At 49.1% G+C, this 13881-nt stretch carries 8 protein-coding genes; 3 read left to right on the top strand and 5 right to left on the bottom strand.

Features of this window, described 5'->3' with window-relative positions; all coding sequences use genetic code 11:
- Positions 1-20: 20 nt before the first annotated feature.
- On the top strand, positions 21-1643 hold the full coding sequence (locus tag T325_RS11855; protein WP_036914284.1) for a RagB/SusD family nutrient uptake outer membrane protein: 1623 nt from the start codon (positions 21-23) through the stop codon (positions 1641-1643).
- A gap of 70 nt (positions 1644-1713) precedes the next feature.
- Here the strand turns inward: T325_RS11855 and T325_RS11850 are convergent, their stop codons facing one another.
- Positions 1714-4080, bottom strand: coding sequence for an outer membrane beta-barrel family protein (locus tag T325_RS11850; RefSeq protein ID WP_081911219.1), 2367 nt, complete (start codon positions 4078-4080; stop codon positions 1714-1716).
- An 840-nt stretch (positions 4081-4920) separates the two neighbouring features.
- On the opposite strand from T325_RS11850, the gene T325_RS11845 reads away from it, so the two are divergent.
- Both T325_RS11845 and T325_RS11840 read left to right on the top strand, forming a co-directional pair.
- The gene (locus tag T325_RS11845; RefSeq protein ID WP_036914278.1) at positions 4921-5997 is read left to right on the top strand and encodes an adenine-specific methyltransferase EcoRI family protein; all 1077 of its coding nucleotides are present in this window, start codon (positions 4921-4923) and stop codon (positions 5995-5997) included.
- On the top strand, positions 5994-7118 hold the full coding sequence (locus T325_RS11840) for an HNH endonuclease family protein (RefSeq protein ID WP_231622234.1): 1125 nt from the start codon (positions 5994-5996) through the stop codon (positions 7116-7118). Before T325_RS11845 ends, T325_RS11840 begins: the two co-directional genes overlap by 4 nt.
- A gap of 23 nt (positions 7119-7141) precedes the next feature.
- Here T325_RS11840 and queC read toward each other — a convergent pair whose 3' ends face one another.
- The 4 genes from queC to T325_RS11820 all read right to left on the bottom strand — a co-directional run bounded on the left by queC (position 7142) and on the right by T325_RS11820 (position 13867).
- Positions 7142-7801: a 7-cyano-7-deazaguanine synthase QueC gene (gene queC, locus T325_RS11835; protein WP_036914275.1), complete on the bottom strand. Its 660-nt coding sequence runs from the start codon at positions 7799-7801 to the stop codon at positions 7142-7144.
- A gap of 6 nt (positions 7802-7807) precedes the next feature.
- Positions 7808-8830, bottom strand: coding sequence for an NAD(P)/FAD-dependent oxidoreductase (locus tag T325_RS11830; RefSeq protein WP_036914273.1), 1023 nt, complete (start codon positions 8828-8830; stop codon positions 7808-7810).
- 231 nt (positions 8831-9061) lie between these two features.
- Entirely contained in the window at positions 9062-11353 is a 2292-nt protein-coding gene (locus T325_RS11825; protein WP_036914543.1) for a GH92 family glycosyl hydrolase, read from the bottom strand.
- 15 nt (positions 11354-11368) lie between these two features.
- Positions 11369-13867, bottom strand: coding sequence for a glutaminase family protein (locus T325_RS11820; RefSeq protein WP_036914269.1), 2499 nt, complete (start codon positions 13865-13867; stop codon positions 11369-11371).
- Positions 13868-13881 lie beyond the last annotated feature (14 nt).

The raw sequence follows: 13881 nt of genomic DNA, 5'->3' as shown, positions 1-13881 counted from the left end.
TATAATAAGATTCAAGCATTATGAAACTAAATAAAGTATTTCTCGCAGCTGGCATGTTTGCCGTAGCGCTTACCAGCTGTACGGATTTGGATGTTGCTCCAAGTTCACAGTATACAGAAGACCCCAGTAAGAATTCTGGAGTCGACCCGATGATTGTCGTAGAGGCAAAGATGGCCGACGTCTATTTCCACATGTCAGGCACTCTGGGCCGTCGTTACATGGAGGCACAGGGCCTTTCTTCCGACGAGTTCACCTGTCTTGCCTTCGATGGTGGTTACTACGACGATGGTACTTATGCCCACCAGGCTCTTCATAGCAGCGTTGCTACCGATGCTTCGCTCGACTGGTATTCAGAGGTAACGTCTGGTATCACAAAGGCAAATACCATTCTTGAGGAACTTGGCAGCGGCGCCTCTGTACAGATGACAGCTCCTGCCCGTGCCATGCGTGCCTATTTCACATGGGTGCTGATGGACAGCTTTGGCGATACACCTATCCTTGAGAAGGTTCCTGCCGAGGGTGAGGTTGTTGCCCGTTCTCCACGTAAGGAAGTTGCTGAGTGGATTGAGAAAGAGCTCACAGAGATTATTCCTTCGCTTACAGAGGATGTTACAGCAAACACTTATGGCAAGCCGACCAAGTGGATGGCAAAAGCTCTGTTGGCTAAGCTCTACATCAACTGGGCTGTTTACACCGCAGCGTCTGTCGATCAGTACGATGCAGCCACTGCTGCCAACCCCAAGCTCGACGACTGTATTGCTGCTTGCAATGATATTATCAGCAGCGGTAAGTTCAACCTCGGCTCTGTCGACTATCTGCATAAGTTCTCTTATGACAATGGCTCACAGATCGAAGACTTCATCTATGCCGTTCCTTACGATGCCCTCACCCTTCAGGGCATGCAGTACGGACGTCCTCGCTCGTTCAAGCAGCTGAAGAACCTGATGCCGAATGTGTATGGTTCAACTGATAAGTTCACACAGTCTACTGGTGGTAACATTGTTGTAACGCCTGAGTTCGCTAAACTGTTCTGTCTGGAGGGCGACATCCGTAACCTCAGCATCCTGCGTGGCGACATCTACAATCGCGACCCCAAGACCCTGAAGCCAACTACTGAGCCATTCATGTATAACGGCAAGCAGGTTCACTTCACCGAAGACATCAAGCTCATAAAGGAAGACAACACCATCGATGTCGGTAACGATGATAATGCCATCCAGCAGGGTTGCCACTCTATCAAGTGGTTCATGACTCCTGCCGACTACAACAATGGCCGTAACCAGTCTAACGACGTGCCCATCTTCCGTTATGCCGACATCCTGCTGATGAAGGCTGAGGCCCTCGCACGTCTCGGACAGAGCGGCGCTATGGAGCTGTTCAACCAGATTCGTACCTATGCCGGTGCTCCTCTGATTGCTGCTGAGCCTACGCTTCAGGAGATTTACGACGAGCGCGGCCGTGAGTTCTTCGATGAGAACTGGCGTCGTAACGATATGATTCGTTTCGGCCACTTCGAGGACGAGTTCTTCCCCCACTATAAGAAGTACGACTTTGCCAATTTCGACAAGCGTCATCGTATCTTCCCTGTAGAGCAGGAGATGCTCGACCTGAACCCTGGTTGGGAGCAGAACCCCGGCTATTAATCCGAGGATTCCTATAACATCAATATCCGTCAGGGCAGTCACCATCGTGGCTGCCCTGATTGTTCTCGGGTTAATTGTTATTAGACATGCGCTCTTGTTCTGCTTTACCTGCACCGGTTCCCTTATATTTACTCTTCTGGGCATTGAAGGTGTAACGGATAGAGATGTCCAGACGGTGGCTACGGCTTCGTGTTTTCTGCACAGTGTAGAAGAAACCACAGTCATGAGCCATATCCTGTACGCTACGCTGGAACACATCGCTGATGCTGGCACGCAGGCACAGGGCATCGTTCTTCAACCAGCACTTCTGTACCACAAAACTGACATTATATGAGGGTGAGAGAATACGGAAGTTCAGTACGTCGCCCTTGGTCTGGATGTTGGCATTGGCCTCCAACTGCCAGCTGTGCTTAAAGCAGAAGGTGTTATTCAGGTCGAAGAAGAAGATGGGCTTGGTGAAGATCACATCAGTCTTACCTGTAGCGCTACGAGGATCGTCGAACGTCATCGTATTCCAGAACTTCTGCCCGCCAATCGTCCAACTTGGGCTATATACACCCCATGTAGGATTGGCCGAAAGGAAGATGGCCAGATTACGGACGGGGTTGGACAGATTGGCCTGCTTCAGCAGCATGATACCCTCGTTGTTATAGACCATTGGCACCTGTGTGATGGTGTTGTCGCGACGTTCATAGGCAGCAAACAGGTTAATCCACTTCCAACGGGCATTGATGCTCACCTCCTGCATGGTGGCGTTTTTCAGTTTCGAGTTGCCCTGCTGCAAGGTAAACGAGTTCAGATAGTAAATATGGTCGTTCAGTGAGCTGTACCTCGGACGCACGGTTTTCATGGTATAGCTCAGCGAGGTCTGGATAGGGCCAAACTGCTTTGACCATGTGACACTCGGGAAGAACTCGTCCTGATAGCGCGTCATATTGTTCTCGGCATCCAGGTTGTCGATGTAGTCGAAACCTACATGCTCGTAACGCAGTCCGGCACTAACGGTACCATATTTTTCCAAGTTGGCATTGTAAGCCACAAAGGCAGCCACGTTGTTCTCCTTTACATCCGTATCGGTAGAGGGGAGGGGATAGTTGGTAATTGACGAACTGCTCTGGCGTTTCACAAAACTCATCTCCGTTCCAGCCTGCAACTGTCCTTTCCAAACAGGATAGCTCAGCACCAGTTTGGTAGCCCAGAGTCGCGACCATGTATGCGAGTTCTGCTGCATAGTCTGGGTTTCTGGCAAATACACATCTATCTGGTCGTCGTCATTCTCTTTATCTGTCAGAAAATCCACGTTCAAGTCGATGTTCAGTTTGCCCACCTGGCCGTTATAATAGGCATTGCTCTGCCAGTTGTACGGATAATGGGTATGACCGTCCTGGTGCGAAAGGTCGCGACCTGTGAGATTGTTTTCGGTATCTACCCACATGTCATTATACGTATTAAACTGGTTGTGGCGTTCCACTCTGGCACCCAGCGAGTGCTTGTCGTTAATCTGCCAGTTAAAGCCCAGATTGTAGTTCAGACCCTCTCCGTGCCAGTCGTTACGTGCATGGCTGTCCTGAAGAATATTCCTGATGCCTTCATCCGCCTTTAAGAATGTAGATTGCGTAATACGCAGGTCGTTAGGACTATCCCACGACCAATAGTTCACCATACCAAACAAGTCCAGGTTGTTGTGGCGATAACGCAGGTTCAGCGTGGTGCTAGGATCGCTGAAACCAAACGCCAGGTCCTGATTGTTGGCAGCCATCAGGTCGAAGCCGAAACCAGCCCCCTCGCGGCGAACGGTCTTGATACGGACCACAGCAGGTACCGTTGCGTCGTATTCCGCGCCAGGATTGGTAATCACTTCCACGCTATGGATTTCCTCTGAGCGTAAGCGCTTCAGTTCATCTTTATCCTTCATCTTGCGCCCGTTAATATAGAATATCGGCGTCCCCTTGCCCAATACCTCAAGATCGTCGCCCTTCATCATCATGCCAGGCACTTTGGCCAGCATCTCCATGGCTGTTCCCGACAGGCCGAGCACGGTTCCCTGAATGGTCGTCAACATAGAGTTTCCCGTCAGCTTGGTTTTCGGCATCTGCCCTTTCACGGTAATCTCGCTGAGCATGGTCTGGTCTGGCTCCATCTGAACGGCACCAATTTCTGAACCGTTCACATCAACATATTGTGTCTTGTAGCCAATATATGAGAATCGCAGGATACAACACGTTTCTGTTGTCTTAATCTGAAAGCACCCGTTTACGTCGCTCGTGGCGCCTTGTATATAGGTAGAATCCGCCGTAAGTAGTGCCACACTGACAAATGGCAGTGGCTCACCCTTTGCGTCAATCACGCGTCCGCCAACGTCTTGAGTTTTTGCCTGAACCGTCAGGCTCATCATCACTGCAGTCACGACTGCAGCCATCTTAATCATTCTTTTCATATCTTTTTGCTTAAATGTTCTTTACCCTTTATTGACGGCAAAAGGATATGAATTAGTTGCAACGATGCTCGATAAAAAACACCTAACCACCTAACCCTTTCTTCCGAATCCTTAGTATTTACTAGGGTTTCAGAGGGTTAGGTGTTGCACAAACACCTAACCCAACACCTCACTCTTTTCTGGGTTAGGTGTAGGGTTAGGTATGGGGTTAGGTGTTGGAGAACTCTGTTTTCGTGTAAGTCGTTTTGTGTGAGGCTCTTAGCAAAATCGAGGGTTAGGTGGTTAGGTGTTTTTGCAAAATCATTCGTTCCCCAAAATACCAACAGACTTTCTCGTAAGGAAAGTGGTAGTTTCTCGTAAGCAAACCCATAGTTTGTACTATCCAAACTCCCCCTGAGAACTATCCTCGTTCTCGTTGCGCAAACAGGCTAAAGAGCCTGTCTATGCTATGTTTCACAAAGTGAAACCAATTGAATTCAGCGTGAATTCTCATCGAAAGAAACATTATTTCCAGAACTTTCTTCCTTTTTCCAAAAAACTTTCGTACCTTTGCCCTCGAACATTGGCAACAAGCCTCAGAGGAGGTGCCAGTGTGACTTTTGTGGGAAATAATTAACAAGCGTTTGCTGTTATTCGGAATTGCTTCAAGAACCTAGGAAATTCAAGAACTAATATGCCGAAAGAATAAGTCGCAAACGTCTGTGCGATATGCATGGGCGTGACTTATCTGGTGTATTTAGGCTTCCTAGGGCCGTTGAAGCATGGGTGATGATCGTCCATGCTTTCTTTATGCCCTATAGCCTACCTCCGAAGATAAGCAATACGCATAATGCATAGCGTATGGCAAACAAAAACCTAAACGCCGCCAAGACGGCTAAGAAGGATGAGTTTTACACGCAGATGACCGATATTGAGCGAGAGTTGCAGCACTACTGGCCGCACTTTCGTGATAAGGTGGTGTTGTGTAATTGTGACGATCCTTATGAGAGCAACTTCTTTAAATACTTCGCTCTTCGTTTCAATCAATTGGGGCTGAAGAAGTTGATTTGTACCTGTTACAATGGCTCGCCTGTTCAGGGTAATGAACTGATGATTGACTTTGGAGATTTCTCTGATGAGCCAAAGAAGATTGCCTACAAGGTGGAGATTACAGAGGTCAAAGACATGAATGGTGACGGAGCTGTTGACCTCAGTGATGTACGTTATTTGTTACAGAATGACAAGAATGTACTATCAACATTAAAGACTGGTGATTTTCGAGATCCAGAATGTATCGAACTGCTAAAGCAGTCTGATATTGTCGTTACAAATCCACCATTTTCATTGTTTAGGGAGTACATCGCACAATTGATGGAGTATGGGAAGAAATTCTTGATTGTCGGGCATCAGAATGCCATTACATACAAAGAAGTGTTCCCTCTGATTAAAGAAAACAAAGTATGGCTTGGCTATGGATTTAAGGGCGCTGCGGCTCATTTCTTCTCACCATACGAAGACATTGCAACTGCTGGCGATCATAAACAGAATATGATACGTGTGTCAGGTGTTACATGGATGACAAACCTTGAAATTCCAAAACGTAATGAAGAATTAGACTTGGTGTGTCATTACTCACCAGAAGAATATCCTAAATATGATAATTACGATGCGGTTAATATTTGCAAGACCGTGGATATTCCATGTGACTATGACGGCTACATGGGAGTACCTATTACATTCCTCGACAAATACAATCCCAATCAATTTGAGATTATTTGGCAAGCATGTGGAAACACTAGAGCTTCTGCCCCTTCTTCTGTACTTAAAGAACTACAGTACAGACCTCATCCAGAAGATCGAGGCGGCTGTGGAGTCGTAAATGGTAAAAGACAATACGCAAGAGTTATTATTCGCAACAAAAACCCAAGAACGATATGATGACTATTACCCAACGAGAAGTAACCGTCGGTGAGATAACCCTCGGTTACGTGAATAACGATGAACAAGGTGTTCGTGGTTATAATGGCAAACTCGACATTCGCCCACCTTATCAGCGTGAGTTTATCTATAACGAAAAAGAGCAGCAGGCTGTCATCACAACGGTATTGCACGGCTACCCTCTGAATGTGATGTATTGGGTGAAACGCTCTGATGATGCCGATTGCCCTTATGAGGTGATGGACGGTCAGCAGCGTACACTCTCACTCTGCGAATACGTAGCAGGTAAGTTCTCGTATGAGTTTAAGAACTTCTTCAATCAGCCCGAAGATATCCAGCGCAAGATTCTGAACTATCCGCTGACGGTCTACGTGTGCGAAGGTGACGCCAGTGAAAAGCTGGAATGGTTTCAGACCATCAACATCGCAGGTAAACCACTTAATGAGCAAGAGATTAACAATGCAATCTTTGCTGGCCCATTCGTCTCGGATGCCAAGCGTCACTTTTCGAAATCAAACAGTGGAGCGTACCGTTTAGGCAAGGATTTGGTAAATGGAACCCCCATCCGTCAGGACTTCCTGAAGAAAGCGTTGGAGTGGATGGCTGAGCACGAGACACGCAATGGTCATCGCATGACGGCCGTTAGCTATATGTCGGCTCATCAGCACGACCCGAATGCAAATAACTTGTGGTCGTACTTTCAGACGGTATTGAATTGGGCCATTACCAATTTTGACATGAAGCGGTTTAAAAAGATTATGAAAGGTCTCGATTGGGCGGCGCTCTATGATAAATATGGTTCTGAGACTCTCGACACTGTGGCTCTGAGTAAACGTATATCAGAACTGATGCGCGACAGTGAGATTCAGAAACAAGCGGGCATTATCCCTTATGTATTGACGGGCGATGAACATTATCTCGACCTGCGGGCGTTTCCTGAAGATATTAAGTTGGCTGTATGGGAGCAGCAAAACCATATCTGCAAATCGTGTGGCAAAGAGTTCGACTATGAGTTTATGGAAGGCGACCATATTACTCCATGGCGTGAAGGTGGGCGTACCGTCATCGAAAACTGCCAGATGCTCTGTCGTGAATGCAATCGTCGTAAGGGAGCAAAATAGAACCGTAAAAGCTCAATCTTGTATCAAAGACCTTCGTAATCCGTAGGGTCGGGGATGCCGGCATCGGCAAGGGCTTCCTTACGCTCTACGCAGGTGCCGCACTTGCCACAGTGCTTGTCGCCTCCGCGATAGCACGACCAGGTCTTGCTGTAGTCGATACCCAGCTCCTTGCCACGGGCGGCAATCTCGCCTTTGGTCATATTACAATAGGGTGAGAGCAGACGCACACCATTGAAGGTGCCGGCATGGACAGCAGCATCGAAGGCCTCGACAAACTCTGGGCGGCAGTCAGGATAAATGGTGTGGTCGCCTCCGTGGTTGGCCATCATGATATACTGCAGTTCGTTCGACTCGGCCATTCCTGCTGCGATGGCGAGCATGATGCCGTTGCGGAAAGGCACTACCGTCGACTTCATGTTCTCGCTGGCGTAATGGCCTTCGGGGATGGCAGCGTCGCCTTCGAGAAGCGAACTGCGGAAGTACTGACTCATGAACTCGAGGGGAATGACGATGTGTCTGATACCCAGGTGCTCGCAATGCCAGCGGGCAAAGGGAATCTCCTTGGCGTTGTGGTTGGAACCATAGTCGAACGAGATGGCCAGGGCGATGCGTTCCTGGTAGTCGTATAACAGGGTGGTGGAGTCCATGCCTCCGCTGAGAATCAGTATACTGTCTTTTTTCATTTTCTTCTATTTATCAGGTGAGATGGCTTTATCGAAACCCAGCTTGATTACTTTAGGATATCTGGCTAGGAGCTTGATGACTGCCAAGCCTAAGCGGCTGTAAAAGAGATTTGCTAACGTCTGCTCGCGGCGCTTTTTCTTGAATATCTTGTGATTAACCTTGCTGAAGGGTGTTCCCTCGCTGATGGCCTTTGCTGCATTCATGCCTGTGGCTATGGCATAGTATAGTCCCTCATAACTCACTTTGTTCGGAAATCCGCCAGCATCGCCTATCAGGATGATATTATCAAGGTCTGACACCACTTCTTCCACAGGAATATAGGCACCTCTGAGCTTTGTCTCTTTGATGCCGCGCTCGGCCAGTATCTGGCGGAAACCCTCAATGGTTGTATGCTGGTCGCCAAAGCCTACTACATCGTAATCTACGCCTGGAAACAGGTAATAGTAGCCTTTGTTGAATTTCTCGCTTGACAACTCTATTTCTACCGCGTCTTTCGACTTTTCGACATATTGCTCTAAACAGAGAATCTTTGCAGTTGTGCCTTTCATCTGGTTTCTTACGCGGCTGTTAGCTCCATCGGCCCCTACCAGGTAGTTACATAGTATCTGCTGTCCTGACTTCAGCGTGACGAGTATTCGTCCGTCAGGCTGTACGTCGTATCTCGCAAAACTTCCTTGCTTAAACTGTCCGCCAGCCTGCAGGTATTGTTGCAGTAGCTCATAGTCGAACACCTTTCGGCTAACAATCCTCAGTTCGTCGGCTGGCTCAAATTCAAAGACGGTATTCCCCATCTTTACCTTGACTTTCTTAATGCTCTGATAGTCGTATTTGAAGTCTGGCATCAGCTTGGCGAGTAATGTGTATGCCTTCGTTGTCAGTCCACCGCCGCAAATCTTGTCGCGCGGGAATTCTGCCTGATCCAGCAACAGACACTCTATGCCCGCCTTTCTCAACTGATAGGCACACGTGGTGCCGGCAGGTCCTGCGCCAACCACTACTACTTCCGTCGTTTGTTGTTCTTTAACCATTGCTCTCTTGCTTTTATCTGGTACAGACCCTGTATAAGGATTGCCATTTCGCTGCAAAGGTACGATTTACTAAGCACAATACAAAAGATTTTTCTTCTTTTTTGTCAAGACCCAGGTGCTTTCGCCATACTAATACAGAATTAAAGAGGACGGAAATCACGCCTGACCCCGCCCTCTCACGATAGAAACTACTAACGTATCAACCTTTTAAACATGTATTTCTTATCTTCATTAGTGTTTTGATGCAGGTTTAGCTGTCTCGTTTGAATATGAATAAGGGAGGCTGGAAGCCTGAGTGCCACGCTGGTGGTTGGGCTTGGACGACATACGGTAGTCGATGCTGCCGCCAGCCAGCAGATCAGTGTGTTCCAGATAGTTCTTATCATAGGGCGCACCATTCAGGGTCATCTCGCTTACATAGCAGTTTTCTGCGCTGTTGCTATCTGCGCGGATGACCAAGGTCTTGCCTTCGGGCAGATGCAGGGTGACACGCTTGAAGTAAGGCGCACCAAGTGCATACTGACCTGATCCTGGGCAGACGGGATAGAAACCGAGTGCTGAGAATACATACCATGCAGAGGTTTGTCCGTTGTCTTCATCGCCACAATAGCCGTCGGGCTTTGCCTGATAGAGGCGGTCCATCGCCTGACGTACCCAATACTGAGCCTTCCAAGGTTCGCCAGCCCAGTCGTAGAGATAGATCATGTGCTGGATGGGCTGATTGCCGTGGGCATAGTTACCCATGTTCATGATCTGCATCTCGCGGATTTCGTGGATGACGGAGCCGTAGTAGCTGTCGTCGAAGACTGGGGGAAGGTTGAACACAGAGTCGAGCATGGTCACGAAGTGGTCTCGACCGCCCATCAGACGGATGAGTCCTGCGGGGTCGTGGAATACCGACCATGTGTAGTGCCAAGCGTTGCCCTCAGTAAAGGCATCGCCCCACTTCAACGGATTGAAGGGACTTTGGAAACTGCCGTTTTCATTGCGGCCACGCATCAGACTGCTCTCGCGGTCGAACACGTTCTGATAGTTCATGGCGCGCTCTTTAAATGGCTTCAACTCCTTCTTTGATTTGCCGAGTGCCTGCCCTAGACGATAGATGCACCAATCGTCGTAGGCATATTCCAGCGTACGTGCTACACTCTCGTTGATTCCTACATTATAGGGCACGTAACCCAGACGGTTATAGTATTCGAAGCCAAGACGACCTGTGCTCGAAACCTGGGGGTGAACTGCATTGGCACCATGTTTTACGGCTTGCCACAGTGTCTCAACATCATAGCCGCGCATACCCTTCAGGTAAGCATCAGCCACTACAGAGGCTGAGTTGTTGCCTACCATGCAGCCTCGATGACCCGGACTGGCCCATTCGGGCAGGAAGCCACTTTCCTTATAGGTGTTGACCAAGCCCTCCTGCATCTGCTGGCTCATCTCGGGATAAACCAAGTTGAGCAGTGGGAAGAGCGAACGGAATGTGTCCCAAAAACCAGTATCAGTGAATAGTCGGCCGCTGTGAACCTGTCCGTCGTATGGGCTATAGTGTACTGTTTCGCCTGCCTGATTAACCTCATGGAACATGCGGGGGAAGAGTACTGAGCGATAAAGGCAGGAATAGAAGGTGCGCAGATGGTCGATATCTGGATCATCGACCTCCAATCGGCCTAAGACGCTGTTCCATCGGTCGCGACCGTCTTTGCAGACGGTATCGAACGACCGTCTTGCAACCTCTTTCAGATTCAGGCGTGCCTGTTCGGTACTGATGAACGATGAGGCTACACGCAAGGTAACCTGTTCGCCACGTGTTGTCTCGAAGCCTACCACGGCACCAGCATGATTGCCTTGGAATTCATGCTTACCTTTCATAATCTTTCCATCAGCAACGGTAGAGATGAATGTGAAAGGCTTATCGCTCTCTATGACAAAGAAATTCTTGAATCCTTCGGGTACACCACCGCTGTTCTTAGTAGTATAACCCTCAATATGTCGGTCGTCGACAATGCGAATCATGGAACCATTATCGAAAGCATCGACGACAATGCGGGCTTCAGATGACTCTGGATAGGTGAATCGCATCACAGCAGCGCGCTCGGTAGGGGTCAACTCGGCAGTGATATCATAATCGGCCAGATAGACCTTATAATAATGGGGGCGGGCCGTTTCTGCCTTATGTGAGAACCATGAGGCACGCTCATCTTCATCGAACACTGTGCCGATAGTTGGCAGGAGGGCAAACTGACCGTAGTCGTTAATCCATGGCGAAGGCTGGTGGGTCTGTTTAAGACCGCGAATCTTGCCTGCGTCATAGGTGTAAGCCCATCCATCGCCCATCTTGCCCGTCTGCGGCATCCAGAAGTTCATGCCCCAGGGCAGGGCAATGGCTGGATAGGTGTTGCCTGTGGAGATGGCGTGAGTAGACTGAGTGCCTACCAGCGTATTGACAAGGTCGGCGGGGTGAGTAGCAGCCATAGCGCTGTCTCCCAGAAACAGTGCTATAGCCAGAATACTCTTTATGACATTCATTTTCATACTAAAAAACTACTTAACTAATAATCTCATCCAGTATCCACCAACTACCGATCTGGCTTTGAAGCCGATCATTAGACCAGTCTTGGTGTCGTGCCAGTCGCTGGTGGGAACGCGCGATCCTGTCTCGTCCATATATTTGTAGATGGGCTCAACAAACTTCAGGAAGGTATCCTTATCGTTGGCCATGGCGGCACTCCACATGATCCAGTCGGTCTTGGTGTAGTCCTTACGGATGTCGAGAGGTAGGCCATAATCGTTCTGCTGCTTCAGATAGTAATTCAATTCGCGTTGCATGACCTCATCGCCAAACAGATTGGTGTTCCACAGTTTGTCCCATATCATGTTGTACTTCTGGCTCCAAGTGTTCTCGCGGTCGAAAGCCAGTTTGTAGTGGTCGCCCTCGCGAGCATCTGCCTCCCACTTTTTTGCCATCTTTCGGGCTGTATCCATATAGTGGTCGGCAGTAGCGTTGTCGCCCTTGATGCGAGCCATCAGCGCATAGCCTGCCACGCCCATGATGGCTTTTACAGAGAGGTTGCAGTTATGAGGCCAGTGGCCTGCAAAGTCGTCAGTACACAACTGGTTTGATGGGTCCTGTCCGTTCTCCACCAGATAATCGGTCCACTGGGTCAGGATATCCCAGTATGGCTTTACATAATCGATGTTGCCATCCTGGATGCAGAGCTGTGCGGCCAGAGTCAGCATGTTGCCAGCCTCTTCGATAGGCATGTCGCCACCATATACCTGTCCGTTGGCAATGGGGTAGGTGCCCAGATCGTGGGCGGCAAAGGGCTTAGTCCAGCGGCCAGAACGACTGTACTCAAAGATACTGGTCATCATGGCTTTCTGCAATTCTGGGTTGTAAGCCAGGAAAAGCGGTGCCGATGGATAAGTCAGATCTACGGTATTCACGCAACCATTTGAGTTGTTCTCCTTTGAGAAATACAGCAGATGCCCTTCGTTATCCTGAAAAAGCTTGTGTGCAGCCAATACATGGCGATAGACACCTGAGAGAATTTCGGCATAGTGGGCATTACCCACCTTCAGGGCATCGTCATAAATCTGCTTATCCATGGCGCGGCAACGCTCCATGATGCTCTTGTAATTACGGTTCAACTTATTGAAAGCGTCGAAGATATCCACCTTGCCACCATGTGCCCAGTAGGCCTTGTAGCGCTGGTACATATACTCGATATCCTCTACCTCGTCGTAGCCAATCAAAGAGAACGACGACTGAGGCTGCTGGTCAACCTTGCCGAAGTTATGCACATAGGCCAGTACAGGGGTATCGTTCTGTTTGTAAGCACGCACCTGCTGCTGTCCACAGGTCAGGTCGCCCTTAGTCATAAATCCGTCGATAATATTGTTGTAGCTGTCGAGTGATACCTTTCCATTGAAGTCGGCTACATACAGATAGCCCCAATCGATACCGATGCCGTCGCCTTTCTTGGCCAGAATGGGCTGGTCGATAGTTCCTGTTTTGAGGTACTTCACGCCATTAACAGATACTACCGATGACTCTGTGGGCTGATGAGGCTTGTTGGTTGCTATTTGTGGACTTGCCAACAGTGCAAACTGCACATCGTGCTTCTTACGGTCCAAACTCTTTACCTGGTACGAAACATACGAAACGGGGGTAGAGAGCAGGTCGAGATCGTTAATCAGCATGGGTGATGTGAATACTACATCCAGTGCTACCGGACCACAGGTAAATGTGTAGTAGGTTGAAGTGGCCATCACGTCGACACTCTTCTGTACGGCAGTCTTAACTGAGGTGGCTTCGATGCCGATGTTGGCATACAGACCAAAGTCGGCATAGGCGCCGCCAGCGTTGTTGTACACGTGCAGGGCCATCACGTTACGTCCCTCGTGCAGCAACTGCTTCTGCTGGGCATTCAGGCGTACCGACTCGTTGAATACTGCATCCATACGGCCTGTTGCTACCTGTGTGCCGTTGATGTACAACTCGCAGGCATCATCGTGTGAGTACAAGGCATAGAGGTCGCCTTTCAAATCCTCGGCTGTGAGGTTAATCTCACGGCGGATATAGATGTCACTATGCTCCTTGCTCCAGCCGGTGCGAATATTGTCGCCTGCATTACCAAATGCAGCACGGCCTGTCTGCCAGCCATTGGCCTTGAAGTCGGGCTTTTGCCAGCCATCGGCCTGTTTGGCCTCGGTGTACTGGCCCTCCCAGGCGGCCTCGTCGCTCATAGGGGCAAGTGCCTTCAGTACCTTATGCTCTTTGTCGCCCATAAAGCGATAGGTTGTGCCGTCGACTCTAAGCAAGCCCTCTAAAGGCTTCTCATCGCCAGTCCAAAGGCGTGTGTTGCCTTCAGTCAAATTGTCGTAGGGCGACCAGATGGAGAAATAAGGATCGTTGACCACAATGGGAACTGCCGGAAGGCGGAGCGATGTGGCTTTATAGGGTGAGAAGAACTCTGACTGGGCAAAGGCGCAGGTTACTGTCAGCGCCATGCCTAATAAGGAAATAATTTTTTTCTTCATAATAGAATATTTAG

Source organism: Prevotella sp. FD3004 (genome assembly GCF_000746155.1).
GTDB lineage: Bacteria > Bacteroidota > Bacteroidia > Bacteroidales > Bacteroidaceae > Prevotella.
Note: the sequence above shows the minus strand (reverse complement) of the source record. Positions and strands in the feature narration are given on the sequence as shown.